The 26,186-nt window shown below is 70.8% G+C and carries 21 protein-coding genes and 1 pseudogene; 8 read left to right on the top strand and 14 right to left on the bottom strand.

The window, feature by feature from the left end; genetic code table 11:
• Positions 1 to 74 precede the first annotated feature (74 nt).
• Positions 75 to 587 carry a Pycsar system effector family protein gene (locus FEF34_RS04195; RefSeq protein WP_138051918.1) on the bottom strand — a complete coding sequence of 171 codons (513 nt, stop codon included), beginning with the start codon at positions 585 to 587 and terminating at the stop codon, positions 75 to 77.
• Positions 584 to 1,543, bottom strand: a complete 960-nt coding sequence (locus FEF34_RS04190; protein WP_138051917.1) for a hypothetical protein — start codon at positions 1,541 to 1,543, stop codon at positions 584 to 586. Before FEF34_RS04190 ends, FEF34_RS04195 begins: the two co-directional genes overlap by 4 nt.
• 251 nt (positions 1,544 to 1,794) lie before the next feature.
• Here FEF34_RS04190 and FEF34_RS04185 point away from each other — a divergent pair, with 251 nt between their 5' ends.
• Both FEF34_RS04185 and FEF34_RS04180 read left to right on the top strand, forming a co-directional pair.
• On the top strand, positions 1,795 to 3,009 hold the full coding sequence (locus FEF34_RS04185) for an adenylate/guanylate cyclase domain-containing protein (protein WP_171052808.1): 1,215 nt from the start codon (positions 1,795 to 1,797) through the stop codon (positions 3,007 to 3,009).
• Positions 3,010 to 3,221: 212 nt separating this feature from the next.
• Entirely contained in the window at positions 3,222 to 3,905 is a 684-nt protein-coding gene (locus tag FEF34_RS04180) for an NYN domain-containing protein (RefSeq protein WP_138051915.1), read from the top strand.
• Here the strand turns inward: FEF34_RS04180 and FEF34_RS04175 are convergent.
• Entirely contained in the window at positions 3,822 to 5,486 is a 1,665-nt protein-coding gene (locus FEF34_RS04175; RefSeq protein ID WP_138051914.1) for an AAA family ATPase, read from the bottom strand. The two genes, FEF34_RS04180 and FEF34_RS04175, sit on opposite strands and share 84 nt — an antisense overlap.
• Positions 5,462 to 9,946: a tetratricopeptide repeat protein gene (locus FEF34_RS04170; RefSeq protein ID WP_138051913.1), complete on the bottom strand. Its 4,485-nt coding sequence runs from the start codon at positions 9,944 to 9,946 to the stop codon at positions 5,462 to 5,464. The genes FEF34_RS04175 and FEF34_RS04170 overlap by 25 nt, the downstream gene beginning before the upstream one ends.
• Positions 9,947 to 10,050: 104 nt before the next feature.
• On the opposite strand from FEF34_RS04170, the pseudogene FEF34_RS44135 reads away from it, so the two are divergent.
• Positions 10,051 to 10,283: pseudogene (locus FEF34_RS44135) on the top strand (transposase family protein); the annotation flags it as partial.
• Between the two features lie 372 nt (positions 10,284 to 10,655).
• On the opposite strand, the gene FEF34_RS04160 reads toward FEF34_RS44135, so the two are convergent.
• From FEF34_RS04160 to FEF34_RS04145, 4 genes are all read right to left on the bottom strand, one after another.
• Positions 10,656 to 11,315, bottom strand: a complete 660-nt coding sequence (locus tag FEF34_RS04160; protein WP_138051912.1) for a 4'-phosphopantetheinyl transferase family protein — start codon at positions 11,313 to 11,315, stop codon at positions 10,656 to 10,658.
• On the bottom strand, positions 11,312 to 12,229 hold the full coding sequence (locus FEF34_RS04155) for a metallophosphoesterase family protein (protein ID WP_138051911.1): 918 nt from the start codon (positions 12,227 to 12,229) through the stop codon (positions 11,312 to 11,314). The genes FEF34_RS04160 and FEF34_RS04155 overlap by 4 nt, the downstream gene beginning before the upstream one ends.
• A gap of 166 nt (positions 12,230 to 12,395) precedes the next feature.
• Entirely contained in the window at positions 12,396 to 12,857 is a 462-nt protein-coding gene (locus FEF34_RS04150) for a cyclic nucleotide-binding domain-containing protein (RefSeq protein ID WP_138051910.1), read from the bottom strand.
• Between the two features lie 327 nt (positions 12,858 to 13,184).
• A complete protein-coding gene (locus FEF34_RS04145) occupies positions 13,185 to 13,616 on the bottom strand; it encodes a rho GDP-dissociation inhibitor (RefSeq protein WP_138051909.1) in 432 nt (143 codons plus the stop codon).
• A gap of 367 nt (positions 13,617 to 13,983) precedes the next feature.
• Here FEF34_RS04145 and FEF34_RS04140 point away from each other — a divergent pair, with 367 nt between their 5' ends.
• The 3 genes from FEF34_RS04140 to FEF34_RS04130 all read left to right on the top strand — a co-directional run bounded on the left by FEF34_RS04140 (position 13,984) and on the right by FEF34_RS04130 (position 18,095).
• On the top strand, positions 13,984 to 14,385 hold the full coding sequence (locus tag FEF34_RS04140) for an STAS domain-containing protein (RefSeq protein ID WP_138051908.1): 402 nt from the start codon (positions 13,984 to 13,986) through the stop codon (positions 14,383 to 14,385).
• On the top strand, positions 14,382 to 14,900 hold the full coding sequence (locus FEF34_RS04135) for an ATP-binding protein (RefSeq protein ID WP_407698251.1): 519 nt from the start codon (positions 14,382 to 14,384) through the stop codon (positions 14,898 to 14,900). The genes FEF34_RS04140 and FEF34_RS04135 overlap by 4 nt, the downstream gene beginning before the upstream one ends.
• Before the next feature lie 120 nt (positions 14,901 to 15,020).
• Complete coding sequence (locus FEF34_RS04130; protein WP_138051907.1) at positions 15,021 to 18,095, top strand: HAMP domain-containing protein; 3,075 nt, start codon at positions 15,021 to 15,023, stop codon at positions 18,093 to 18,095.
• Positions 18,096 to 18,175: 80 nt separating this feature from the next.
• On the opposite strand, the gene FEF34_RS04125 is transcribed toward FEF34_RS04130, so the two are convergent.
• Together FEF34_RS04125 and FEF34_RS04120 are read right to left on the bottom strand one after the other, a co-directional pair.
• On the bottom strand, positions 18,176 to 20,500 hold the full coding sequence (locus FEF34_RS04125; RefSeq protein WP_138051906.1) for a SpoIIE family protein phosphatase: 2,325 nt from the start codon (positions 20,498 to 20,500) through the stop codon (positions 18,176 to 18,178).
• Between the two features lie 116 nt (positions 20,501 to 20,616).
• Positions 20,617 to 20,883 carry a DUF6381 family protein gene (locus FEF34_RS04120; RefSeq protein WP_138051905.1) on the bottom strand — a complete coding sequence of 89 codons (267 nt, stop codon included), beginning with the start codon at positions 20,881 to 20,883 and terminating at the stop codon, positions 20,617 to 20,619.
• Between the two features lie 364 nt (positions 20,884 to 21,247).
• Between FEF34_RS04120 and FEF34_RS04115 the strand changes: the two genes are divergently transcribed.
• Positions 21,248 to 21,676, top strand: coding sequence for a CBS domain-containing protein (locus FEF34_RS04115; protein ID WP_138051904.1), 429 nt, complete (start codon positions 21,248 to 21,250; stop codon positions 21,674 to 21,676).
• Between the two features lie 333 nt (positions 21,677 to 22,009).
• On the opposite strand, the gene FEF34_RS04110 is transcribed toward FEF34_RS04115, so the two are convergent.
• The 4 genes from FEF34_RS04110 to FEF34_RS04095 form a co-directional block, all read right to left on the bottom strand.
• Positions 22,010 to 22,360 carry a PRC-barrel domain containing protein gene (locus FEF34_RS04110; protein WP_138051903.1) on the bottom strand — a complete coding sequence of 117 codons (351 nt, stop codon included), beginning with the start codon at positions 22,358 to 22,360 and terminating at the stop codon, positions 22,010 to 22,012.
• A 122-nt stretch (positions 22,361 to 22,482) separates the two neighbouring features.
• Positions 22,483 to 23,379, bottom strand: a complete 897-nt coding sequence (locus tag FEF34_RS04105; protein WP_138051902.1) for a SigB/SigF/SigG family RNA polymerase sigma factor — start codon at positions 23,377 to 23,379, stop codon at positions 22,483 to 22,485.
• A gap of 218 nt (positions 23,380 to 23,597) precedes the next feature.
• The gene (locus FEF34_RS04100) at positions 23,598 to 23,798 is read right to left on the bottom strand and encodes a hypothetical protein (RefSeq protein ID WP_093661412.1); all 201 of its coding nucleotides are present in this window, start codon (positions 23,796 to 23,798) and stop codon (positions 23,598 to 23,600) included.
• 311 nt (positions 23,799 to 24,109) lie between these two features.
• Positions 24,110 to 24,532, bottom strand: coding sequence for a DUF350 domain-containing protein (locus FEF34_RS04095; protein ID WP_138051901.1), 423 nt, complete (start codon positions 24,530 to 24,532; stop codon positions 24,110 to 24,112).
• A 445-nt stretch (positions 24,533 to 24,977) separates the two neighbouring features.
• Here FEF34_RS04095 and FEF34_RS04090 point away from each other — a divergent pair, with 445 nt between their 5' ends.
• The gene (locus FEF34_RS04090; RefSeq protein WP_138051900.1) at positions 24,978 to 26,186 is read left to right on the top strand and encodes an RNA ligase; all 1,209 of its coding nucleotides are present in this window, start codon (positions 24,978 to 24,980) and stop codon (positions 26,184 to 26,186) included.

Genomic DNA, 26,186 nt, shown 5'->3' with positions numbered 1-26,186 from the left:
AACACGCTGAGACGCATCGGGTGGGTGGCAGGTGCCACCCACCCGAAGGCGTTCGTAGGCACGGTACGGCCAGGTCACCTGCGGGTCAGGAGGGCCACGGACAGGGCGGCGGCCATGAGGGGCAGTACCACGATCATCAGGTCGACCGCGCATCTGATGAGCCGGTATTTCCGCCAGACGATGCTGCTCAGCTGGATCAGGGTGCGGCACGCCTCCTCGTCGACGGAGAGTTCCCTCGCCAGCCGTTCGGGGGCCGAGGCGTAGTGACGCCAGGTCGCGAAGTACCGCTGGCCCACGTCGCCCTTCCCCAGCACCGGGCGCAGTACCAACAGCAGCAGCTCCGCCACCACGCACACCCCGGCCAACGCCGAGACACAGAGCCAGCGGGCACCACCGTGCAGGGGCACCGTCACGGCCGACGCACCGGCGACCGAGAACGCGGTGAATCCGATGCCCACGACGGTGAGGAGAGCGGCGGACTTGGTGTCGGCCCGCGCGTTCTCCTGCCGGGTCGTGTCGATCAGCGCGTTGATCTCGGCCGGAGTCACGGTCGCGGTCCGCACGTGGCGTCGGGTGGTGGTGTTCACGCCGCCTCCTTCTGCTGGACGAGGTCCGACACCAGGCGCTTCGCCAGGCGTCGCAGAGCGATGTCGTTGCCGCGGGTCGCCGCCCATGCCGCCGGACGGGGACCGTCACCGATCCAGGCGTCGACCGCGGCGCGCAGGGCAGCGCCCGGTCCGACGCCGGCAGCGGTCCGGTCCAGCAGGTCCTGGAGCATCACGGTCGCGGCGGTATCGAGCCCGTCGTCGGCTTCCTCGCCCACCAGTGCCGACCGCGCATCGTCGTCCATCGGCACAGCCAGACTTCCTCCCCGGTTGGCCAAGGGCAGCAGGATGCAGTCGTGGAGCCACCTGACGCCCGCCACGTGCCTGACCACCGCCAGACAGCTCTCGACGTCGGTTCGCAGTTCGTCCCGCGCCGCCCGGCTGCCCGGCACCCTGTCGCCCCCGTCGAACGCGTTCTTGCGGCAGATGAGGGTATCCAGCGGCCAGGTACCCGGCTGGGGCCCGGCGGCGGCCGCATAGCCGAGAAGGAAGCGGAACACGTCGGCCGACCAGGGGTCCTCGTAGGAGACCGCGATCCGGCCGATGGTCCCGTCCCGTCGCTGGGGCCGGGCCACTCCGCCTCGGGCCACGCGGCTCTGGCGGTTCAGTTCCGCGAGCTGCGAACGGGCGCTGCTGGTGAGGTAGGCGAAAGCGGAGTCGGGGACCGGGCCGTGCGTCCGGAACCGGGCGTGCGTCGCGGAGTGCGCCGGAATCCACACTTCCATGAAGAGGTCGACACAGCCGACGCTCTCGCACACGTCACGGGGGCGGCTCGCCGTCGGGTCCGCTTCCCCGAACGGCGCCGGGCGGTGACAGGGGCCCGACCGGCGTGCCTCGTGCAGCGCTTGCCGGACCTGGCGGGTGATGCCCCAGACGAGGGTCGCGCTGCGCGGCAGACAGGTGTCGGGGGCGGTGCAGAAGGAGTTGGACTTCGACATGACACGTTCCCTGGAGATGAGGAGACCCACATGTGTGGGGTCGGCCCGTAGGGTCAACGTGTCCTGTGCACAGCACAGTAGGAGCGAAGTGCTCGGCCGCAGCGATGCGGTCGCATCACTATGACGGCCTGTCACCACCGTGTCAACAGCGGCTCGGTGCGGGGTCCTTGCAACCGTGTCCGTTAGTAGGTGTCGGAGGCCGACCGGGCCCCGTTCCAGTCCGCATCGCATCGCATCGAAGGGTGAGACACATGGCCACTCAGCTTCGTGAAGCGTTCGCCGAACCCCAATCCCGGGAAGCGCGCACCGTTCTGTTCATCGATCAGGTCGGCTCGACTGTCATGAAGGAGCAGCAGCCCGAGGCCAGTTGGCTGCCGGCACTCGGCTGGCTGTACGACGCGGTCACCGCCCTCGCCGTGCAGGCGGACCCCGAGGCGGAGATCAAGTACCTCGGCGACGGCATCATGATCACGTTCGACAGCGACCGGGCGACCGACGCCGTCAACGTCGCCGTGTCCGTTCAGGAGGCAGTCCACGACGCGAACCAGGGCCGTACGGGGGCCAGGGGCGTTATCGACTTCAACTGCAGCATAGGTGTCAGCACGGGCTCGGTCGTCGCTTTCACCACGCCGACGGGCGGTCACGACTACGTCGGCACGGTGGTCGACAAGGCGAAGCGCCTGTGCGACGCCGCCTCCCCGAAGGCCATCTTCGTCGACCGGGCAACGGCGTCTGCGGCCAACGTCATGAAGATTGCCAGCCGGCTCGGCATCGCCCTCGGCCGCGCCCCTGAGCAGTACCAGGGAGACGTGCAACGGGCCCCGCTGAAGGGCTTCGACCAACCGGTGGAGTACTACGAGATCCTGTGGGACCAACAGCTGTACGGGCTCAAGTCCGAGGCGGTGACCCGCAACACCGACCGCATGCGACAGGCTCCGTCCTCGCCGCCCGGCACGACCCGCCTCCCCGTCGAGCGCTCCGCAGGCAAGCGGCAGCCGGCCCAGGACAAGCGCCAGGGAGCCCTGGAGGAGCGGCACTCCGGGGAGGTGACCTGCTGGAAGCCCGGTGCCAACTTCGGGTTCGTCCGCGACTCCCGGTCCGGCGAGGACTTCTACTTCCGTGCCGGCCACTTGGTGTATCCGGAGGATGTCGGGGAGTCCCTGCGGGTCGGCAGCCGGATCGTGTTCGTGGCGACGGGACGGGTTGACAGCGAGCGCAATCGCCATGCCGTAGGCATCCTCCTCGTGGACGACTACGCGGAGGGCACCCTGAAGCTGCCCGAGGGCAAGGCCCACGGCTGGCTGCGCGTCCAGGACCAGCTCGGCAACAGCCACCACGTCTTCACGCCCCGCTCAGCGGTCCAGCGGTTCGCGCCGGGGGCGCTGCTGAGCTTCAAGGTCGCGGCGAACGAGAAGGGTGGGCTGGCCGAGGAGATCGAGGAACCGGGGAAGGAGGACGCGGCCTGACATCCCACCGGTGAGGGGGACCCGGGGGGCGGGTTCCGCGGACGTCGGAGCCCGCCCCCGGGGCGCAACCGCTTGAAGCCTTCTCACCGGTTCGCTACACTCTGTAGTGCCCCCGCTGCTAGCGTCGCCTCTGGAAACAGACCTGTGGCCCCCAGCGGGGTTTTTCTGTGTCATTTGTTCTCGGTCACTTTCTTCTCAAGGGGGAGCAGAGGGTGGAATCGGGTTGCCTGGTTCTGGTCGATGGATGGAACCACTACGTCGCCGCCCTGCGGTGCTTCGGATACGGTCCCGCCGCCAAGTTCCCGCTCGACCGGCTGGCCCTGCACGTGGCAGCCGAAACGGGCGCGGACACTGTCAGCGGAGCTGCCGTGGTTATGGCCCTCCCCGACCGCAACCGCCCGGAAGAGGCGCCGGAGTTCCACGCCTGGCGCAAGCGTCTGCGTAAGCTCCGCAACTACGGCGTGCGCCATGAGCAAGCCCGTTTCAGCTACCACCAACTGGTGTGCACACAGTGCACTACGTCGCTGGACCGCAGCGTGACGTGCGGGAACTGCGGCACGTTGAATGCCACGGCGGGGCGCCGTAAGGAGAAGGGCGCCGACATCAGGCTCGCGTCCCTTGCGCTCCGCGGTGCCTGGCAGCAGGAGTACTCCACGCTGATCATCCTGTCCCAGGACTCCGACTTTGGCCCGATGGTCCAAGAGGTCAAGAAGGTCTACCAGTCGCAGGGCCGACGCTACGCGCTGTACTCGGCATTCCCGACCTGTACACGCCCGGACCATGAGCACCGGCCCATTCCCGGTACCAGGGAGCTACGGCTGGATTCCGGCGTCTACAGCGCTCTGATCGACCGGCCCAGCGTCCACGTCACCGACGGGAGCACGGCGGAGCCCTGAGGACGCGGAGGACGGCTCCCGATCCGTCGGCTGCGGCAGCCAACGCAGCACGTCCTGGCAGTACTCGCGGAACCGCTCCATGAGCAGGGGAGAGGTGCCGGAGCGCCGGTTGTGCGCCATCGGTGTGCGCACCCGCGCGATAAGCTCCAGCCGTTCCTGCCAGCCGTCCTTCGAGTGGCCCAGGGCCGGCCGCAGTTGCTCCCAGTGCATCATGATGATGGCCAGCAGGTCCTGCGGGTAGGCGTAGTCGAGCGGGCTCTCGTCCGGAGCGAGCTCGCGAAAGCCCCGTTGTACCCGCTCCTGCCGGCTCTCGCACTTCTCGATCAGCCGCTTCTGGCACTCCCTGAGCTTGACCAGCCACAGGTCGCCGTACGCGGCCCGCAGCGCGGTGGTCAGGCCAGCCCGCAGTCTGGTCTCCGTCAGCTGCCACAACGACCAGTCGTCCGACCTCCGCTCCAGCAGGCCTAGGTACTCCTGGAAGTTCTCCGAGAACCCTTCCCAGCCATCGGCGGTCGGGCGGATGATCCCCTCCCTGGCCAGTCGTTCGGCGTCCTGTGGCTGTGCGTTGACCTGGGGACCGAAGAGCACCTCCAGGAGGGTCTTGAGCCGGTCCTCGTCGCGCAGCAGCTCCAGCATGTGCTCATGGTGCCGGACGGTCAGGTCGCTGCACGTCGCGACGGCCTCGCCGAGGTGGTGCGGCAGCTCGGCGGGTGGTGGGACTCCGTGGATCGCCCATCGGTCGTGCAGCACGGACAGCAGCGCGGACGCCAGAAACGGCTGGCCTCCGGCCTCCCGGCCCAGCCAGGTCAGCAGGGGCTGTCTCAGGTCCGGGCCGATGTGAGGGGATCTCGCGATCAGAGCCGTAAGTTCCCGGGTGTCGAAGCACCCCAGGGTGACCGGCAGTCCGAAGATCTGCGGGAATGTGGACAACTCGGGTGTCGACCGCACGACGATCTCCGCCAGGCCCCGCCGGGAGGTGGTGATGAGGGCGACGCGCACGTCCGGCTCGTAGGCGAGGGCGCGCAGGAATTCGTAGGGCTCGGGGCGCCGGAAGACGTTCCGGGCGGCGTCGAACTCGTCCAGTACGGCCACGACCTGGTACTGGAGCCGCCGGAGCCGGCGCATATAGGTGCGCAGCCGCATCCGCATGTCGTCCCAGGACACGACCGCGGACAGGGACTCGTACAACGGCTCCAGTCGGTCGGCGTGCAGGTCGCGGTCGGACATCCAGGTCTGGACGGCATAGGCGAGTTCGCGGAAGAGCGACTGCTCCGAGTCGCAGCCGCTGACCGTTATCCACACCGGCACGAAGGTCAGGCCCCGGACACTGCGGCCGGTGGCGAGCTGGTCGTGGACGTGCCGGGCAAGGCTGGACTTCCCGACCCTGGGCGGTCCGACGATCGACACCGATGCCGTCTCCAGCGAGGTGAACGTCCGGTTTCGGATCGAGCTGATCGCTGTGGTACGGCCGACGAACTCCGGTCCCGCGACGGGGGAGCCGTACCCCGCGTAGGGATTGGTGATCAGGTCCAGGGGGCCGTCGGGCTCCGCCGCGTTCACGCCCATCGATGCTGCAACCACTGGCTGAAGAGTCCGACCCTGATGCGGTAACGGTTTCCGGAGAGGCGCTGGAGTACTTCTCTGCGTTCCAGGTCCTGGATGACCCGCTCGGCCTCCGGGTGAGCGTGCCCGTCCCCCACGTGGTACATGGCCCGTCCGACCTCCCGCCTGGTCACCTGGAGGACCTCCATGACGAGTTCGCCGCTGATGTCGGTGACCTCGCTGTCGCCGGGGGTGAGCAGGTTGTCGAACTCGTTCTCGCCCAGGGCCACGATGAGCCGGTCCGCGACGGCCTCGACGTCAGCCGGCCCGATGGCCGGCCCGCGCACGTCCTCGCTGTTCATGTAGAGCACGAGCTCGTGACAGAACAACTGAATGTAATACGGACTCTGGCCGGTGAGTTCGAGGATGCGGTCCACGGCGTTGCCCCGGTACCGGCTGGCTCCGTCGGGCAGCCGGATCGGCTTCTCGATGAGGTCCTTCGCATAGGCGCGTTCCAGGTAGGAGACCCGGGCTTCCGTGGCCACCTGGAACTCGTTCGGGAACTCCTGGATGAATCTCGGCATCAGATCGTTTCCCACCAGGACGCAGCGGAAGAACCCCTTTTCGAGCATGGCCTTCCAGCCCTTCATGAAGCTCTCGGGCAGATTCCCGCTGCGGATCTCCTTGTGCACCATGCTGAACTCGTCGATCAGCAGCACCAGATGGCTGTCCGCGAGGGGCGGCGTGGCTCTCAGCCATGCGAGCAGACGACGCATGTATTCGATGAACTTCTGCTGGGGGGCGAGCCTGATCTGCTCCAGGCTGGGCTCGGGGAGCGGATCGGTCTCCCAGCCCTCGTCCGCGACCAGGTTGCTGATCGACCAGTGGAAGTCGTCACCGATGCGGTAGAGGAAGTCGGCGAAGGAGATGCCGCCCGCCAGATCCTGGATGCTGAAGCTCACCGCGAGACTCGGCAGCGTCAGTTTCTCCCGGAGGTGGAAGAGGACCGACGACTTCCCCGCGCGCTTCTGTCCGTAGACGATCACGCTTCCCCGGTGGGGCCCCGTCACCGTCTCCGCCAGATTGGCGATGAGCGGGTCGCGGCCCATGAACATGTCCGGGTTCTCCACCGGAAGACCCGCGCTGTACGGGTTGGGGATCTCGGTCCACTCGGTGTCGGTGTGCAGCCGGATCGACTTCGGCTCCACCTCGGCCTCGACCCGTCGCTGCGAGCGCAGCGTGAACCCGATCCGGCTGACCAGGGTGATCAGTTCCTGTTCGATGGTGGGCTTGCCTGCGACCAGGGAGATCTGGCAGGTCTTCGACTCACCCGCCCCGATGGACTCGGCCACCGAGATTGTGGCCTCGGCGGCCGTGTAGTCGGCACTGGGCAGGACGGTCAGCACGACGTTGCTGACCGGGCTTGCTCCCGGCTCGTTGGACACCTCCAGTTGGACGTCCACCCGGCCCCCGCTGGGCAGATACCGGTCGATGACCAGTTCCACCTTCAGGTTCTCCGGCTCCACGCTCTTCTGGTACACCTCGAAGTGCTTCCTGAGCTCGGTGTCGAGCACGCACAGGTAGGGGTGCAGGATCTGGAGCGACAGCGCTGTCGGGGCGCTTTCGTACTCCTGGACATGGGCGCGGATGGTCCTGCTCGTGCCGCCGAAGAGCCGCTCCCGTTCGACGTACACGCTCTGCCGGACGTACTGGCGCAGTTCCGTGACGACCGAACGGCAGTGCTCGATCCTGGCGCGGTCCGTCGCCGAAGCCAGACCGATCACTGCCTCGGCGATCCGCTCCAGCTCTGTGGTGTGCCGGTCCAGGGCCGTCAGGGCCGGTGCCGTCTCCGCCAGCACGCTTATCTGGTGGTAGACGTTCCGGCGGTGGACGCCCTCCCTCGCCGCCGCGAGCCAGGCCTGCGTGAAGCTCGACTCGTCGGTCACCGTGACGTCCTCGTCGAGGTGGTCCGTCAGCGCCTTCTGGAAGATCTCGCGTGTGGTCCGGTCCGCCCAGACCCGCCTGATCAGACGGGTGACCGTCTCACCGACCGTCGGGAGCGAGAGCAGCGTCACCAAGACCACCTGGGTCAGGTGCTTCTCGGCCATCACCAGGGCCAGCGCCTTCTCCAGGGACGGCAGCCGACGCATGTCGAGCAGCTGTACGCCGCTGTGTGTGAAGGACATCACCAGCTGCCGGAGCTTGACGTCGACCAGGTCGTCCCAGTCGCTCTTGACGCTCACCGACTCCAGATAGTAGGTCCGGATGACGTCCGGGTTGCCCTTCGCCTCGATGGCGCAGGCGTCTCCCATCGCGGCCGCGAAGTACCGCAGCCGGCTGCGGAACCGGTCGTCCGTGATCCCGAGGTCACGCATGATCCGGGCGGCCGAGAGGTTGTAGTCGGCGCGCTCACGGGGGAAGTTGCTGCCGAGCCGTCCTTTGGCCCGTCCTGAGACCAGGTCGTCCAGGCGTTTGATGTCGTCTTCCGTGAACGTCCGCTTGGCCACCTTCTCCGCTCGCACGCCCCGGTACTCGCAGCGGTCGAGATGGAAGGTCAGCAGTGGACTGAGATGGGACGTGGCCGCGTACTGGAGCTGCACCACGGCGTCGACCTTGGAGTAGACGTTCGTCTCCATCGCCTGGATGAGCTGGTTCAAGGCCGCGCGCAGGGGTTGCTGCTGCGGGTCGCGCTGGAGCTCGGCCTCCAGCAGCTTCTTCGCCTCCTGCGGCTGGAACGTCTTGAGCAGCGCCATGGCGATCCGGCCCACCAACCGAACCCGCTCGTCGCCGGTGGGACCCCGGCCGAGCATGCCGCGCAACTCGGCCAGTGCCTCCTCCCACCTTCCGGAGTGTTCCAGGATGGTGCTGCGCTGCTGGGACCAGTTCCACAGCTCGGCGTCGGTTACGAACAGATGTTTGTGCTCCTGGAGGAGGGCCAGCGCCTCGTCGCGGCTCCGCAGGCGGGTCGACAGCAGGTTCACGAGCCTGCGCACCGCGCGGGCACGGTGGTCTCCCTGCTCGATGGCCTGCTGGAAATGGCGCTTCGCAGCCGTGTAGTCCTGGCGGCGCTGCGCGGCCTCGGCACGGGCGAAGTGGCCCTTGTCCTGCTGGGCGCCGTTGTACGCCTCGTGGTTCTGCCGAGTGGTGGCCGTAGCGGTCCGGAGCGAGGTACTGGCGGAAGCGCCGGCAGGGGTGCCGACGGCTTGGGAGAGGTACTTCTCCGCACCCCAGGTCAGGGAGTGGCGGGGCGCGAGGGACTTCAGCGTGGAAAGCGCCTGCCGGGCCGAGGCCAGGTCCCCGCGGTCGGCGCAGGCACGGACCTTGTCCGACAGGGTTCGCACCCGCGTGTCGTCGAGCCCTGTCGTCCGGACCTGCGGGTCCGGCGCAGGCGCGGCGAGCGGCAGCCCGGGTTTCAGGGCAGGCGCGGGTGCGGCCGGTGGCGGAACCTGCGGTGTGCGTACGGCCGGCGGAGGAATGGGACGCGGCGGACCGGTCGGTGCGGTACGCGGCACCGGACGTGGTGGCGGGGGCATCGGCGTCCGCCTCGCGGTCCGTACGGGGGCGGCGGGAGCGGGCTCCGGGTGCAGCTTCGCGGCGACCACGGCGAACGCGTCGGCGGGGGCACCGGGCGAGTTCCAGTCGTCGACCGGGAAACCGGTCAACCCTTCCCGGGGAGCGCACAGCAGGCCGCCGTGCAGGACGCTCAGCCGGGCCGGGCCGGGCTCCCATCCGGCGGCGTCCTGGACGAGACCGGCGAGTTCGGCGGCGCCGACGCCGTCGACGAGTACACAGGCGACGAGTGCCGTCAGAGCGGGGTCGTTCGCGGGGACGTCCTGGTCGAGACAGTTCCGCAAGGTGGTGGCGTAGGCGAGTTCACCAGCGTGTCGCTGGGCCACCGCCAGATCGAAGCAGGAGGAACTGTCGTTCAGGGCGTCTGCAGCGTCGGCGAACAGTTCGAGGGCCTTGCCGCGTTCGCCGAGCAGCCAGACCATCCGTCCCGCGATCTGCAGGCAGTCGGCGGCGTCGTAGCGGTCCGAGACCCTTCGGAGACGGCCAGCGCACTGGAGGATCTTGGCCGTGTCCCTGACTCTCAGGGCGTAGCTGTAGCTGTTCCGGATGCTCAGCATGTCGCGGTCCAGCTGGATGCGGGTCTCGTCGTTCAGGTCATCGGTGTATACGGCGAAATCCGGTTCCGCAATCCGCAGCGGGAGGCTGCGGACCCGCTGTTCCAGCTCCGCCAGGGCGAGCAGGGCGGCGGGCGGGAGCACGACCTCGACGGGGGGATCGGGCATTGGCGGCGCTTGGGGCTCAGGCCGCCGAACTGCTCCCGTAGGGGCGTCGGTTACGTCCTCGCCAGTGGAGGTGGGTCCGAGTGAGCGGCGTTCGACCAGCTGGATGGCTTCCGCCTCCAGGATGATCTCCGCGTCCGCGGTACGGATGACGAGGCAGTCCTCGTCGATCTCCGCGAGCGTTCCTTCAAAGCATTCCCCCGCATGCATGCGCACCCGAATGCTGCTCCCGGGCAACACGCGCGATCTGATTGGCCCAAGACGCACATTCCGACTCTACCCCGACCCCCGGGCTTCAGGTGAGTGGTCGTCATATCTCGCCCGCGCTGCCGGCCGTGCCCACGGCCTCACCGCGGCCCGCACCCACCGGATCATCCGGATCTGCGAATGCCAGGGTATCCCCGTCCTCGCCGACCGCGCCCACATGGGAGCCGGCCCGTGGGTGACGGCCGCTCTCAGTCGCCCGCCAGGCCGCGACCTCACACCAACCCAGCGAACCGTCAACCGCGCGCTCTCCGCGGCGCGGGCACCGGTGGAACACAGCGTGGGCCTGCCGATGAACCAGTGCCCGGGAGACATGGCGTCGCATCCAACGACGATCTCCCGACCGTCACTGACTTGCTCGCCAGGGAGGCCTTCGGCTGGTGCAGCAAGTGTGGCGACTGTGCCGTACGCAGACTGACCGACACCCAGGTCTCGCACTACCGTGCTTCCCACTGCTTGCATGAGCTCAGACGTCAGCTCGATGGCGACCGCAGGCACCACGCGGCGCCCCGCTCGAAGGGGATTCGGCGGCTCGCCGGGGTCGGCCGCACGATGGGCGGGACGCCCCGGACCGGCCGGCCACGGCTACGCGCCCCGGTCGTCCCCGTGCCGAGCGGCGTGGCCGCCATCGCCGTACACCCCGAGCGCTCGCCCCTCAGCGCACCACCGCGATCGCCGTGACCACCAGCCCTGACTCGACGAGCCAGCGCCCGTCGAATCCCGTCAGCGGGCGGCCGTCCACAACCGGGCCGTCCACGAGCAGCCGGGCGTGGAAGGTGGCGTCGTCGGGGTCGATCGTGAGGGCGGCCTCCTCGAAGTCCAGCCATCGCCGGGCCAGCGGGTACCAGGCCTTGTAGACGCTCTCCTTGGCGCTGAAGAGCAGCCGGTCCCAGCAGACTTCCGGGCGCAGGGCGCTCAGCCGGTCCAGCGCCGTGCGCTCCTCGGGGAGAGTGACCAGCTCGCGGACTCCCTTGTCGGGCAAGGGCAGATGGGGCTCCGCGTCCAGGCCGATCGTCACGACGTCGGCAGCGTGTGCCACGGCCGCCGCACGGTAACCCCGGCAGTGGGTCATGGCGCCGACCGCGCCGGGCGGCCACTGCGGGGCCCTCGCGGCTCCCGGCAGGATCGGCCCGGGTGCGTAGCCGAGTTCTCCGAGCGCCTTGCGGGCGCACGCCCGGACCGTGCCGAACTCCCGCCGGCGTTCGTGCACGGCGTTCGCCACGACGGCGCGCTCCTCGGGGTACATCTCCAACACCGGGGGGTCGGCGAAGACTTCGCAGACCGCGATCGGCGGGGGCAGCAGCTTGCCGATCACGCGCACGCTCCGTCCGGAACCAACGGGAAGACCTCCACGGGGCGGCCGGGCGTCCCCGGGCGACTGCGCCACTCGCGCGGATACCCGAGGGACACCTCCTGGTGGGGTACGCCCTCCCACCACACCAGCCGCGGGATGTGCAGATGGCCGTACACGACGGCGGACGCACGGAACCGGCGTGGCCAGTCGGCCGTCGCCTCGGTCCCGCACCAGAGGGCGAACTCGGGGTGCCACAGCACCCTGGTGGGCTCGCGCACCAGCGGATAGTGGTTGACGAGGACGGTGGGCAGCTCCGCCGGTACCTCGGCCAGCCTCGCCTCCGTGGTCCGAAGCCGGGCGCGGCACCAGGCGTCCCTCGACGGATGGGGGTCCGGGTGCAGCAGGAACTCGTCCGTGCACACCACTCCGGCCTGCTCGGCGATCTCGAGGGCCGACTCCTTGGAGCGTGCTCCGGCGGGCCGGAACGAGTAGTCGTACAGCACGAAGAGCGGGGCGATCGCCACCGGTCCGCCGGGCCCCTCCCACAGCGGGAACGGGTCCTCGGGAGTGACCACACCCAGCTCCCGGCAGAGCCGCACCAGGTGCTCGTAGCGCTCCTCGCCGCGCAACTGCACCGGGTCGTCGGGAGGCGTCCACAGCTCATGGTTGCCCGGCGTCCAGACCACCTTGGCGAACCGCCCGGCCAGCAGGTCCAGCGCCCAGCGCACGTCGGCCACGTACTCGCCGACGTCACCGGCGACCAGCAGCCAGTCCTCGTCCGACTCCGGGCGCAACCGCTCGACGACGGAGCGGTTCTCGGCGTAGCGGACGTGCAGATCGCTGACGGCCACGAGCCTGGGGCCGCTGCCCCGGCCGCTGTTGCCCGCACGGGCCCCAGCGGGCACCGCCGGACCGCCACGGACCTCATAGCTCATGGTGCACTTCCCAACTCCTCCGGACGACGACGGCGGTACAGGGGCGTGACGACGGCACGCGCCGGGCCGGGTTCCCGGGGGAGCGCATACCGGGGAGACACCCCGGAAGCGGACCCGGGAGCGGTGATCGCGGTCCGTCGCCCGGAGCCAGGATACGGTGCTCGGTTCACGGTGTGAGACCGCTGCCGTACGGGGCGTACAGATCGAGCAGCCGCACCCGGGCCGAGTGCAGCCGGTGGGCCAGGACGCGGCCCACCCACTGGCCGATCGCCGAGCCGAACGCGGGATCGGCGTCCATCAGCATGCGGACGGGCACCGCGTCGAACTCCTGGGCGCGTACCGGGGTCATGGCCTCGGCGCCCAGCTGCCAGACGTACGGCGGGAACAGCCACGACCACCCCACGAGTTCACCGAAGCCGAGGTTCTCGATCACGGCGGGGCGCCGGCCGGGAACACGGATGTCCAGCGTGACGGTCCCCGACCGGATGATCCAGAACCGGTCGGCGAGGCGGCCCTCCTCGAAGACACGGGCCCCTTCCGGGAACTTGACGTCCTTGGCCATTTCCATCAGCCGGCCGCGGTGCTCCGTGGACAGTGCGGCCGTGATCCGTATCGAAGAGCTGCTCATCGCTGTGCCTCCGTTCGCCTCAAGCCCATCGTGAGCCGTCCGGGCGCCGAATGCACGGCTTGATCCGGGAAGCTCCGGCCGGAGTCCTGCGCACGGACCGGTGGCCGTCGCCGGGGCGTGCCCGGCAGCAGTCCGGCCGCCGGGGGCCGCACGCCCCTGCCGACCCGTTCGAGCGACGCCGGGCCGGCCTCCTGCTCCGGGCGCCATCTGCCGGGCGACGGCGAACGGGGTGCGGCCGAGCCGTGCGGCCGCTCCGCACCGCGACGGGTGCGCCGTGACGACTGCGGGAGTGCGGCCGACACGGGCGGGGTCGGGCGCCGGGCGGGATCAGTGGGGCCAGTCCTTGGTGATCTCGAAGCTGTGGGACTCGCAGCCGAGGACCCGGCCCTCCTTGTCCACGAAGGTGCCGATCACCTGGTAGACGTCCCGGGCCATATGGCCGACCGGCAGTCGCTCCGGCGGCAGCACGATCTCGTACGGCCCCCCGCGTCGGTAGTCGCCGAGCAGGATCTCCTGATGGCCGACCGTCATGCCCTGGCGGGTGCGCTCGTCGATGAACCGCAACCCCTCCAGGTCTCTACCGGCCCCCACGGCGAATTCCAGCCGCACCCGGAACTCCGACCCCTCCCGCAGCACCAGCGGTGCGGGCGGCGGCCCGGCGCCGTGTCCCTGGGCGGGCGCCAGACGTACGGGCATGTCGGGGCGCCCCTCCACCTGGATCGTCACGCCCAGCAGTTCGAAGTCGGAGACTACGTTCATCGCATGCGCCAGCTTTCGCCGCTCGTGTGAAGAATCGACGGGTATTTCAGCCTAGTCATGCGAGCGCTGGGTAGTCGCCGCGTGAGGCTCCTCAGCGGCCTACGGTGACCGGCCCCGGACCCGGACCCGGACCCGGGACCAGGGCCGGACCGGGAGCGCCGCGCCGTCGCGAGTCCGCGGAGCGGGGGCGGTGTGGCGGAGGCGGTGCCATAGTCGGGGTTGTCACCGGAGCCGGGGTTGTCACCGGCGGAAAGGCGCGGGTATCCGATGGGGTCGACGCGCCGAGTCCCGGTGGGGACGGACGGAGCAACGGCGGGTGGTGGGGCCGGCGCACGGAGAACCGGCAGAGACGGACGGAGAACCGCGCATGGTGTCAGCACAGGACGGTTGGGCCGGTAGCGACAGCAGCGGTGGTGGCCGGTTCACGGTCACGGCCCGGCCCGGCCCGGAACCGGGCATCGTGGTGGTCGCACTCACCGGCGAGCTCGACCACGACACGGCGGAACCGCTGCGTACGGCCCTGGACGACGCGATCGCCGGCGGGGCGCGGCGGATCCTCGTCGACTGCGCGGAGCTGCTGTTCTGCGACTCCACCGGGTTGAACGTGCTGCTGCGCGCGAGACTCGCCGCGCAGGAGAGCGAGGCCCGCGTGGAGCTCGCGGCGCTGCGGCCGCAGGTGGCCCGCATGCTCACCATCACCGGTGCGGGGGCGGTCTTCCCCCGGTACGCGAGCCTCGGCGAGGCGCTCGCGGGCCCACGACAGGAGTGACCGTGAGCGCGGCGCTTCCGCAGCAGGGCCAGACCCGCCGTCTCGGGATCTCGGGGACGAGGGGCGTGGTCGGCCGCTGCCGGGACTTCAGCGCGACGGCCCTCGCCGATTGGGAATGGCTGCCGCCCGGCGGTCTCGCCAGGCCCCCGGAGGAGTTCCCGGGGGAAGACCCGTACGCCTGGGACACGAGCACCGACACCGAACCGGACTGGGACGACGAACGGCGGGCGATTTCCGAGGACGTCCTGATGGTGGTGTCCGAGCTGGTCACCAACGCCTGTCTGCATGCCGGAGGGCCGTTGGAGCTCGTCCTCAACTGCACCCCCGAGCGGCTTCGCATCGAGGTCAGCGACGGCAGCCCCGTGCCGCCCCGGCCGCGTCCGCACGCCGACCCCGCCGTACCCGGCGGGCACGGACTCGTGGTGCTGGGCCGGCTCGCCCGGGCGTGGGGCTCGGTGCCCCGGGACTCCGGGAAGACGGTGTGGGCGGAGGTCACGGCCCCCCGCCGGCCGTGAGCGGCACGGGGCGCCGTCCCGGTCTCCCCGTGCGACAGTCGGTAAGGGGGCCGGGCGCACTGCCCGCCGGGCGGGACCCTGGCCACGGGACGCAGGACGATTGGGCACACGAGGTCGGCCATGGATGAATCCGGACACACCCGGCCCACCACGGGGCGCGAGGCGCTGGAAGCGGTCCGGCCGCCGGCGGAACTGAGCGAGGAAGGGCTCAGGAAGCTCCTGGCCGGGCTCACGGCTGTGCGCGACGGCGACTTCTCCGCGCGGCTCCCCGAGGAAGCCGACGGGATCATGGGCGAGATCGCCGCCGTCTACAACGGCATGGCCGACCAGTTGTCGCTGGTCACCTCCGAGGTCACCAGGGTCGCCAGCGAGGTCGGCGGAGAGGGACGTCTCGGCGGGCACGCCCGGGTGAAGGGCGTGAGCGGGGTCTGGCAGGAGCTGACCACCGGTGTGAACACCATGGCCGACAACCTCACCTCGCAGGTGCGGTCGATCGCCCAGGTCGCCTCCGCGGTCGCCCGGGGCGACCTGACGCAGAAGATCCGGGTCGACGCACGGGGCGAGATCCTGGAGCTCAAGGACACCATCAACACCATGGTCGAGCGGCTGTCGTCGTTCGCCGAGGAGGTCACCCGGGTGGCCCGCGAGGTGGGCACCGAGGGGGATCTGGGCGGTCAGGCCACCGTCAGCGGGGTGTCCGGCACGTGGAAGGACCTCACCGACAACGTCAACTCCATGGCGAACAACCTGACCAACCAGGTGCGCAACATCGCCCAGGTGACCACGGCCGTCGCCCAGGGCGACCTCACCCGGAAGATCGATGTGGACGCGCGGGGGGAGATCCTGGAGCTGAAGACGACCATCAACACGATGGTCGACCAGCTGTCGTCGTTCGCCGCCGAGGTGACCCGGGTCGCCCGTGAGGTGGGCAGCGAGGGGCGGCTGGGCGGCCAGGCCGAGGTCGAGGGCGTCTCCGGCACCTGGAAGCGGCTCACGGAGAACGTGAACGAGCTGGCCGGGAACCTCACCCGCCAGGTCCGCGCCATCGCCGGCGTCACCAGCGCCGTCGCCGAGGGCGATCTCACCCGGTCGATCACGGTCGAGGCGCCGGGGGAGGTGGGCGACCTCAAGGACAACATCAACATGATGGTGGAGTCCCTGCGCGCCACCACCCGCGCCAACGAGGAGCAGGACTGGCTCAAGACCAATCTGGCACGGCTCGCCGGGCTGATGCAGAGCAGCCGCGACCCCGTCCAGGTGGCCCACGTGATCATGGAGGAGCTGCCGCCGTTGGTCGCGGCCCAGTACGGGGCGTTCTTCCTGGCGGCGCCGGCGGGCGAGGGCGCGGGCGGGAGGACGGGGTCCGGAGCGGGGACGGGCGAGCGCGCGGACGGCACAGAGCGGACCGGGGAAGGCGAAGGCACGGGCGCAGGCGAGGGGGCGGCCGGTACCGAGCTCGTCAGGATCGCCTCCTACGGGGCACCGCCCGCCGGCCCGTCCGAACCGCCGACGCGGTTCCGGTTCGGTGAGTCCCTGGTCGGCCAGGCGGCGCTCAGCCGCCGCACCATCGCGGTCGACGACCTGCCGCCGGGCTATCTCACGATCTCCTCCGGACTCGGGGCCGGACCGCCGGGGGCGCTGATCGTGCTGCCGATCCTCGTCGAGGGCCAGGTGCTCGGCGCCGTGGAACTCGCCTCGCTGCGGCCCTTCTCCGGCCTCCACCGCGACTTCCTCGACCGGTTCATCGAGACGGTCGGAGTCATCGTGAGCTCTCTGATCGCACACGCCCGGACCGATGAACTGCTGGAGCAGTCCCAGCTGCTCACCGCGGAACTCCGCGCCCGCTCGCAGGAACTCCAGGTGCGGCAGGAGGAGTTGCAGAGTTCCAACGCCGAACTCGGCGAGAAGGCGGCCCTGCTGGCCGACCGCAACCGCGACATCGAGCGCAAGAACCTGGAGATCGAGCAGGCCCGGCAGGAGCTCGAGGAACGGGCCAAGCAGCTCTCCCGTACGTCGATGTACAAGTCCGAGTTCCTCGCCAACATGAGCCATGAGCTGCGCACCCCGCTCAACAGCCTGCTCATCCTGGCCCAGTTGCTCGCACAGAACCCCGAGGGGAACCTGACGGAGAAGCAGGTCGACTACGCGGAGGTCATCCACTCCGCCGGCTCGGACCTGCTCCAGCTGATCAACGACATCCTCGACCTGTCGAAGGTCGAGGCGGGGAAGATGGACATCCACCGCGAGCCTTTCGCGCTGGGCCAGTTGCTGGAGTACGTCGAGATGACCTTCCGGCCCCTGGCGTCCGAACGCGAGCTGGAGTTCCGGGTCGTCACCGCGCCCGGGGTGCCCGCGGAGATCACCACGGACGAGCCGCGGCTGCGGCAGGTGCTGCGCAATCTGCTGTCCAACGCCCTGAAGTTCACCGAGCGCGGCGGGGTCGAACTGCGGGTCCAGAAGGCTGCCGACGACGAACTCCCCGAGCGGATGCGCGGCATGTCGGTGGTCGCCTTCCGGGTGCGGGACACCGGCGTCGGCATCGCGCCCGAGCACCTGGACACCATCTTCGGAGCGTTCCAGCAAGGCGCCCTCGCCACCGGCCGACGCTACGGCGGTACCGGACTGGGTCTCTCCATCAGCCGTGAGGTCGCCCAGCTCCTGGGCGGGGTGATCGTCGCCGAGAGCCGGCTGGGCGAGGGCAGCGAGTTCACCTTCTACGTCCCCATCGGCGTCAGCCTGCCGCGCGGCCCGGACTCCGGCGCCCCGGAGGGACCCCTCGAGCCCGGCGGCGACACCTCGGCCGCCCACCGCGGATCGCTCGCCGGACGCGTGGTGCTCATCGTCGACGACGACGTACGGAACGTGTACGCCCTCACCGAGATCCTGGAGGCGGAAGGGGTGCATGTGCTCACCGCCGCCGACGGGCGCTCCGGTATCGAGCTGCTCACCGCCCACCGGGAGGTGGACCTCATCGTGATGGACGTGATGATGTCCGGCATGGACGGCCACACGGCCACCGCCGCGATCCGCGACATGCCGGGCTTCGCCGACGTGCCGATCATCACGGTCACCGCGAAGGCGATGCCCGGAGACCGGGCCAAGAGCCTGGAGTCCGGGGCGAACGACTACATCACCAAACCCGTCGACGCCCACGACCTGGTCGAACGCGTGCACCACTGGCTCGACCGCGACTGAAGCGGTTCGGGTCCGGCCGGCGCTGCGGACCGAGCCGCCCGCGAGCCGCCCGCGAGCCGCCGGGCGGCGCCTCCGGAGTCTCAGGACACCCGGACGACCACCAGGCTCGTGTCGTCGTCGGTGTCTCCGGTGACCGCCGCCAGCAGCGCGTCCGCCTGCTCGTCCAGACCGGCGGGGGCGAGCCGCTCCACCGCCCTCCGCAGCGTGTCCAGGCCCTCGTCGATACCGGTGCGGCGGCTCTCCACCAGCCCGTCCGTGTACAGCATCAGGGTGTCCCCGGGTTCCAGCCGCGTCACCGTCTCCTGGTACGCGGCCGCCGGGACCGCGCCGAGAAGGATGCTCCTCGGCGGTTCGAGCAGGTCGGCGGCTCCCTCGCGGAGCAGCACCGGCGGCAGGTGACCGGCGCTGGCCCAGCACAGCGAGCGGTCCGACGGGTCGTACAGGCCGCAGACGGCGGTGGCGGTCGGATGCCCGTGCGTCTGCAGCGTGACCTCGTTGAGCCAGGCCATCAGCCGGCCCGGGGTGTGCCCGGTGAACGCAAGCCCGCGCAGGGCGTTGCGCAGCGCCACCATCCCCGTCACCGAGTCGATGCCGTGCCCCGCGATGTCCCCGGTGACGACGAGCACCCGGCCGTCGGGCAGCGGCAGTACGTCGTACCAGTCGCCGCCCACCCGGTACTCCTCGGCGGCCGGCCGGTAGCGGGCCGCCACCTGCAGACCGGGCAGCCGCTGGAGTTCCGGCACCTCGGGGACGATCGCCTGCTGGAGCTGGAGCACGAGCTGGTGCCGCAGCGCCGCCTGGGTCTGTGCGGCGGTCAGCCGGTCGAAGGTGGCGCTCAGCGCGATCTCGGTGTGGTGCTGCGCCGAGACGTCCTGGTACACGCCCGTGATCCCGGTGAGGACGCCGCCCGTCAGCAGCGGTTCCGCGGCGATCCGCAGATGTCTCAGCCCGCCGTCCTCGCGGACCGCCCGCACCACGGTGTCGGTGCCCTCCCGGCGCTGTGTCAGCTCCATCAGCAGGTCGTTGAGCTTGCCGGTGTCCTCGCGGTGCAGATGCGGGGCGAGCCGCCGCAGGGGCACCGGGGAACTGCCCGGCTCGAGCCCGAAGATCCGGAACGCCTGCTCGCTCCACCGGGACTTCCCCGTGATCAGGTCGTCCTCGAACGCGGCCAGGTTCTCCAGCCGGCCCAGCACCCGGCTGAGGGAGAGTTCGGGATTCGTGGCACCGTGCCAGAACACCACCGTACGGTCGGGGCCGACCGGGAGCACCCGTACGTCGTGCAGCGGGTCGGGGCCGCCGGGCCGGTGCTCGACGGGCACCCGCGCCACCCGCTGCGGCGCCGCCGACTCCCGGGCCGTCCGTGCGAGCCGTACGAGGTCGGCGTGCACGGCCGGGAACACCTGGGCGAGTGGGCGGCCGGCGGGACCGTGCACATGGCGGGCCGAGTCCAGCGCCGGCCGGTTCAGGTGCTCGATGTGCAGGGTGCCGCTCTCCGGGTCCGCGCGCAGGGCCATGGCGGGATGCGTCAGTAGATCGAGCAGCGGGGCGAGTACCCCGGGGTCGGGGGTGCCGGGAGCGCCCGCGTCCAGGATCCGGGCGGCCGGTACGGCCAGCCCGGTCAGCGACCGCCGGACGGACTCGTCCAGATCCGCGGGGCCCGGCCAGTCGACCAGGGCGAGCCCCGTCACGACACCGCGCTGCCGCAGCGGCAGCACCGCCCGCGCGGAGCCGGGCGCGGGGCCCGGCAGCGCTTCGGCCGCGGACGTGCCGTCGGGCAGCCACAGGGGCGTTCCGTCGTTCAGCACCCGGTGCAGGGCGCTGCCCGCGGCCGGCGGCACCCAGCGCCAGTGGGCCGCCTCCAGCGAGTTCGCCCCGGCCTGGCCCGCCAGTCGCAGGCAGTCCGTCTCCGTGCGGCGGAACAACCACAGTGCGCGGGCGCCGAGCGGGCGCATTCCGCCGTTCAGCAGGGTCGCCGCGATCTCGTCGACCGTGCCTCCCGTCTGCGCCGCCGCCTCGGCGGCGGCCTCGACGAACCGCGCCTTGCGGCCCTCGGTCCGCTCCTCGTCGGCCTCGGCCGGTGCGGCGCCGTCCGCCGTCCGCGGGTCGGCGCTCCGCTCGGACACCGGACCGCCGGCCGCCCCGGACGGGCGGGTGGCGCCGTTGACGATGTCGGCGGCGATGTCCTCCGCGCCGACGTTCATGGCCTCGGCCAGCTGGGCCAGGTGGTCCATCGCCTCGCCGGGGCTGAGGGAGTGCCGCGCGACGAGCACACCGCAGGCCAGGTCCAGGAGATGACGGCGGGCGACATCGCGGCGCAGCGCGGCGAGTTCGGCGGTGAGCTGCGTGACTGCATCGGCCAGCGGGTCGGGCCCCGGCTCGACCGGTCCCTGCTCGGACATGGTCATGTCGTCTCCAGCGTGACGAACCGGATTCTACCCGTGTACAGCCCCGGGCTCCGGGCCGCCGGCCGGCGTACGGCCGCCGAACCCGGTGACGGGTCCGGCGGCCGTCGCCTCGACGGTCAGGTGTCACGCGGCCGCTCGGACCGCCGGCTCTGCGGCCTTCTGGAGCCGTGCTGCTGGGGTCGGTACGTCTCCTGCCTCGCGTGCGCCGGCGGCCTCTCCTCCGAGCCTTCGCCGGTGTCGCACTGGCGGCGCAACTCCTCCGCCCTGCGGTGCAGTCGTTCACGGTGTTCTGGGTCCTTGCAGCGCTCCGCGCCGCGGGTGAGCTCGTCGGCCATGAACCGGAGCTCCTCCGACGTCCTGACCGGTTCGCGTGCTGTGCTCATGGCTCCTCCTTCCGGGCCCGGACGCCTGACGCCGCCGGGCCAGGGGCCACCTGCCAGGCAAACACGGCGGGGCCGCCGGCGCATCCGCACATCGTCACCCAGCGTGACGAACGGCCTTCCTGCCGGGGTGTTCCTCCTCCGTCCCGGCCGGCAGCCGTCCGGGACGGAGGAGGAGCCCGTACGCACGATGTCGCTGCCCTGCCCTGCCCTGCTCGGTGCCCGGTGCCCGCGCCCAGGTCTCGTGCGCGCGGGCCCCTGCGAACGGCGGTCCCGTCGGCAGGCCGTGGACCTCCCTTCCGGCGCTTTCCGGGATATCCGGGAGGAACCCGGGCAGGCGCGGTGTGTCAGGGAAGGGAGCTGGGTCATGACACAGCTGGTGAAGGACGTGATGACGGCCGGAGTGCTGACGCTCCCGCCCGAGGCGTCGCTCGTCGAGGCGGCCCGGCTGATGCGTGACATGGACGTCGGGGATGTCCTCGTCGCGGACAGGGACCGGTTGCTCGGGATGCTGACCGACCGGGACATCGCGGTGCGGTCGGTGGCCATGGGGCACAACCCGCACATCATGCCGGTCCGGTCCGTCTGCACTCCGGACGTTCTCACGGTCCGCCCGGAAACGGACGCCTCACAGGCGATGAGGGTCATGAGAGATCACGGGGTGCGCCGGCTCGCGGTGGTGGAGGACGACGGCCATCCGGTCGGCGTCGTCAGTCTGGGCGACCTCGCGAGGGCGCGTGAACCGGGTTCCGCCCTCGCCGGCATCAGTGCCGCGCCGCCGAACAGCGGCGCCTGAACCAAGTGGTCGGGGAACCGCGGGCCCGGCCCGGCGCAGGTGCCGCGTCGGCAGGGACCCCGTACCGGCGGCGGTGTGGCAACCGGGGACGGAGAGCCGAGGACGTAGGGGAGCAGCCCGGCCCGGCGCCCACGGTACCGGGCCGGGGCCGTTCCGCCTGCGAGCCGCCCGCCGCGGAGAGGAGCCTCGCCGTTCCGCCGCCCTCGGAGCCGTCCGGGCCGGCGACTTCGGGCCACCCGCGGACCCCGGTTTCACGGGCGCCCCGCGGATCCCGGTTTCACGGGCGCCCCGCGGATCCCGGCTTCACGGGCGCCACCCGGCCGAACTCGTGCGTCACAGGTGCCAGTTCGCGTAATGCTGCTCGATGAGCCGGACGGTGGCCGCGTCGCCGTCGTACCGCCCCCGCTCGAAGTCCGGGGCATCCTTGATCTGCTCCTGGGAGCAGTCCAGGTACACCACTTCCCGCGCCCGGTCGATGCGCGACACCACGCCGGCCGGGATCAGCCTGTGGTGGCCGAAGACCCAGGGGCCGGTGTCCACGACGATGTAGCAACGCCCCACGTCCTCCGAGTGCTTGTCGATCCTGCCGATGGACCCGTCGGTGGCCTCGACGCGGTAACCGACGAGTTCCGCGCCCGGTGCGTGTCCCGAACCCTCAGGGAAGCCCCACATGCCTGCGCCCATGGCGTCGTCCCTTCTCCGGGGTGCAAGTCACGGCAGGAGTGCCCGTGCCCCGCAGGGTCCTGCGGAGCGCACGGCCGACGGACGGCCCGTGCGTGCGACGGCGCCACCTCGGCAACGGGGCCTCAGTGTCGCGGTCTTCCGTGCTCCGGTGCGCCGTCCTCGGCGAGCAGCGCCGCGCGGAGCTCGGTCAGGACGCGGGCCAGGAGCCGGGACACGTGCATCTGCGAGATGCCCAGTCGTTCGCCGATCTCGGACTGGGTCAGGTCCTCCCCGAACCGCAGGGACAGGATGGTGCGTTCGCGATCCGGTAGCCGGGCGATCAGCGGCTTGAGGCACTCCAGGCACTCGACGACGTCCAGGGCCGGATCCTCGTGGCCGAGACGGCGGGCGAGCGGGCTCTCGTTCTCGTCGTCCTCGAGCGGCTCTATCGAGCGGGCGACATAGCCGTTGGCGGCCTGCTGGCCCTCGACGACCTCCTCCTCGGTGAGTTCGAGGTGGGCGGCCAGTTCCGCCGCCGTGGGGGCACGGCCCAGGTCCTGTTCCAGCGCGTCGTACGCCTTGGCGAGGTCCAGCCGGAGCTCCTGGAGCCGCCTCGGCACGCGTACCGCCCAGCTGGTGTCGCGGAAGAAGCGCTTGATCTCGCCGACGACGGTGGGCAGCGCGAAGGAGGTGAACTCGACCTCACGCTCGACGTCGAAGCGGTTGATCGCCTTGATCAGGCCGACCGTGCCGACCTGCACGATGTCCTCCATCGGCTCGCTGCGGCCCCGGAACCGGGCCGCGGCGTACTTCACGAGGCTCAGATTGAGTTCCACCAGCGTGTTGCGGACGTACGAGTACTCCGCCGAGCCCTCGTCCAGCGTACGGAGCCGCTGGAACAGGGCGAGGGACAGGGCACGCGCGTCGAGCGCGCTGACGGTCCGGAAATCCGGGATCTCCGGCAGATCGTCGAGCGCCGCCGGCCGGCCCGGCCGGGCGGCACCGACGTCGGGGTCACGGGTGATCGGGAAGCTGGACATGAGCGTCCTTCGACGGAAGGGGGCCGGCGCCACCGGATGTGGCGGGACCGTCGGTCGGGCTCTGTCGGCCTGATACCCAAATGTACCTATTTGACGCATTCGGCGTTCGGGCGTCGCCGATGGGATGCCGTGAACGTCCGAGAGAGGGTGATCCGCCTACGTGCGGTCAGCGTTCGCCGACCGTACGTGGCGGCGGGTGAGGTGAACGCGGCCCGTCGTCAGGGCAGGTAACGCTCCAGCGCGGCGGCACCCTTCTCCGCGATCTCCTTGCGGGCACGGGCCACGTTTTCGGGCGTGCACTCACGGCCGGACGCCATCACCAGGTCCTCGGGATCGAAGGGCCGTTCCGATCCGGTGAAGAGCTGGACCGGCCGCTGCCTGCTCTCGGGCTGCTGCTCTCCTGTGTTGTCCTGCTTCATGATCTGCCTCCGGGCGAATCCCGTAGCTGGGGACTGAGTACCAGCATCACGCGGTATCCGGCGCGGTGCAGCCCGGCAGGCGAAACCAGCCGGGAATGCGGCCCGTTGTGAGCGGACGGTCACACCGCGCAAAGGGTGGCGCGCGGTCCGGTCCGAGGGAGGTCCGTCCCCGCTCCCGCCGGGACCGTACCGGCCCGGCGGCGTGAGGCGTCCGGGCGGCCGCGAAGCGGCTCCCCACCCGGGTCGGGCAGCGCGAGGTGGGTCCCCCCGGGCCCGATCGCCGGACGTGTGTCCCCGCCGTCGGCCGGGCGTCAGGCGATCGAGGCCGAGACGATCGCGGCCACCGCCAGGTTGCACGACGCCGTGACCCAGACCGCCGGGTGCGGTTCCGGCTCCACCAGCGTCGCCCCGAGTTTGCCCGGGGTCACCAGGTCGACCACCAGGAAGGCCACGGCCATCAGCACCAGCCCCAGCACGCCGAACGCGGCCGTCGACGCCAGCCCCTTGGCGAAGTCGTCGTACGTCGTCCAGATCGAGGTGAAGACGATCCCGCCGATCCCCAGCAGCGCCGAACTCAGCAGAACCGAGGCGTTCCGGTTGCGCTCCTCCCAGATGAGGCGGCCGAGCTTTCCGGGCGTCAGTACGTCCACCAGCACGATGCCGAGGACCAACAGCACGACGCCGAGGGCACCGTAAGCGGTGGCCCGGCCGAGTCCGTTGACTATGTCCGTCATGGGGAAGGCAGTCTCCGTCGTCCGAGAATGATCGTGGTCAAGGCGCGGCAAAATGTATCGCACGCGCATCGCGGCGGCGACGGACTCGGGTTGGAGGACGCGGGCGGAGAACGCCGCACGGTGGTGCCGGCGCCGCGAACAGGGGGGCGGCGGAGCCCGACTCGGGCGGCACACCCGGGCCCGCGGCCCCGGAGGTCCCCGGACACCGACGTGGCCGGCGCGCGCGGAGCCCGGGGTCCGGAGCACCCGCGCCGGGACGGGGAGGCGACCGGGTCGTGGGTCGCGCCCATTCGACGACCGCCCCGCGGAAGACGTCCCAGGGACCCGGCCCCGCCCACGCCGACGGGGCCGTGACCTGTGTCTCCGCGAAGGCCGTGTGCGCAAATTCAGTACGCAAGTACGCCTTCCGCGGCCGAGAATCAAGGCTCACGAACGGGAGGACGCAATGAGCCGGGCGAACCTGACTCTCCATGAGCTGCTGCCGCCGCAGGAACTGGCGGCGGCCGTCGACGCGGGGCACGTGACCCGAAAGGGCCACCCCCGGCTGCCGCTGTCGATCTACACGTACACGAGGACGTGCCAGTACGAGCGGGTGTGGAACCGGGTGACCACTCGCTGCCGCGGTCTCGTCGCCGACGACGAGACCGGCGAGGTCGTGGCCCTGCCGCTGCCGAAGTTCTTCAACGTCGGCGAGCACGAGGCCGGTCTGCCCCATGCGCCCGCCCTCCCGGACGAGCCGTTCGAGGTGTACGACAAGGTCGACGGAAGCCTGGCCGTGGTGTTCCACTACGCGGGCCGCTGGCACGTCGCGTCCAAGGGGTCGTTCATCAGCACCCAGGCCACCTGGGCGCAGCGGCTGCTCGACGGCAGGGACACGTCCTCGCTGGTGCCCGGAGTGACCTACCTCGCCGAGATCCTTTACCCGCAGAACCGGATCGTCGTCGACTACGGGGACCGCCGCGACCTGGTGCTGCTCGCCGCCTTCGCCAGGGACGGCCGCGAAGTCCCGCTGGACGAGGCCGCCGTCGGCTGGAAGGCCATCGGCTCCGTCGTGACCGTGTGGCCCGCCGTGCCGCTCGCCGAACTCCTGGCGCTGGCCGAGTCCAACCGGCTGCCCGGCGGCCGGACGGCCACCGGTACCGAGGCCGAGGGATTCGTGCTGCGATTCGCCTCCGGAGTCCGTGCCAAGGCCAAACTCGCCGAGTACGTACGGCTCCACAAGGTGCTCACGGGCGTGACGGAGCGGGACATCTGGCGCGGCCACGGCATCCAGCGCTTCGCCGGCCGTCCCGTCAAGCAGCTGGCCCAGGCACTCAACTGCTCCGCAGCCGAGATCGAGGCGTCCGGCGGCAGGCCCCTGGACGCGCTGCTGGAGCAGGTGCCCGACGAGTTCGACGCCTGGGTGCGGGAGGTGATCGCGCGGATCGACACCGAGGTGGCGGAGCGCGAGCGCGCCATCGACGAGGCGTACCGCTCCATCGCCCATCTTGCCGGGGACCGGGGCGCGTTCGCGCATGCCGCGAAGGCGTTGCCCGACCCAGCGGTGCGGCCCGCCATGTTCCAGAGACTGGACGGCCGTTCCACCGAGCTGATGACCTACCGGTCCGTCCGGCCCGAGGCGTCCGATCCGTTCACATCCGACGAGGAGAACTGA

This window comes from Streptomyces marianii (assembly GCF_005795905.1).
GTDB classification, from domain to species: domain Bacteria; phylum Actinomycetota; class Actinomycetes; order Streptomycetales; family Streptomycetaceae; genus Streptomyces; species Streptomyces marianii.
Note: the sequence above shows the minus strand (reverse complement) of the source record. Positions and strands in the feature narration are given on the sequence as shown.

Coding starts and splice junctions, on each gene's coding strand:
- FEF34_RS04120 (WP_138051905.1), bottom strand. CDS start 20,883: ATGAGCACAGCACGCGAACCGGTCAGGACGTCGGAGGAGCTCCGGTTC.
- FEF34_RS04150 (WP_138051910.1), bottom strand. CDS start 12,857: ATGAGCAGCTCTTCGATACGGATCACGGCCGCACTGTCCACGGAGCAC.
- FEF34_RS04170 (WP_138051913.1), bottom strand. CDS start 9,946: ATGCATGCGGGGGAATGCTTTGAAGGAACGCTCGCGGAGATCGACGAG.
- FEF34_RS04115 (WP_138051904.1), top strand. CDS start 21,248: ATGACACAGCTGGTGAAGGACGTGATGACGGCCGGAGTGCTGACGCTC.
- FEF34_RS04125 (WP_138051906.1), bottom strand. CDS start 20,500: ATGACCATGTCCGAGCAGGGACCGGTCGAGCCGGGGCCCGACCCGCTG.
- FEF34_RS04155 (WP_138051911.1), bottom strand. CDS start 12,229: ATGAGCTATGAGGTCCGTGGCGGTCCGGCGGTGCCCGCTGGGGCCCGT.
- FEF34_RS04100 (WP_093661412.1), bottom strand. CDS start 23,798: ATGAAGCAGGACAACACAGGAGAGCAGCAGCCCGAGAGCAGGCAGCGG.
- FEF34_RS04095 (WP_138051901.1), bottom strand. CDS start 24,532: ATGACGGACATAGTCAACGGACTCGGCCGGGCCACCGCTTACGGTGCC.
- FEF34_RS04185 (WP_171052808.1), top strand. CDS start 1,795: ATGGCCACTCAGCTTCGTGAAGCGTTCGCCGAACCCCAATCCCGGGAA.
- FEF34_RS04130 (WP_138051907.1), top strand. CDS start 15,021: ATGGATGAATCCGGACACACCCGGCCCACCACGGGGCGCGAGGCGCTG.
- FEF34_RS04110 (WP_138051903.1), bottom strand. CDS start 22,360: ATGGGCGCAGGCATGTGGGGCTTCCCTGAGGGTTCGGGACACGCACCG.
- FEF34_RS04145 (WP_138051909.1), bottom strand. CDS start 13,616: ATGAACGTAGTCTCCGACTTCGAACTGCTGGGCGTGACGATCCAGGTG.
- FEF34_RS04090 (WP_138051900.1), top strand. CDS start 24,978: ATGAGCCGGGCGAACCTGACTCTCCATGAGCTGCTGCCGCCGCAGGAA.
- FEF34_RS04105 (WP_138051902.1), bottom strand. CDS start 23,379: ATGTCCAGCTTCCCGATCACCCGTGACCCCGACGTCGGTGCCGCCCGG.
- FEF34_RS04140 (WP_138051908.1), top strand. CDS start 13,984: ATGGTGTCAGCACAGGACGGTTGGGCCGGTAGCGACAGCAGCGGTGGT.
- FEF34_RS04190 (WP_138051917.1), bottom strand. CDS start 1,543: ATGTCGAAGTCCAACTCCTTCTGCACCGCCCCCGACACCTGTCTGCCG.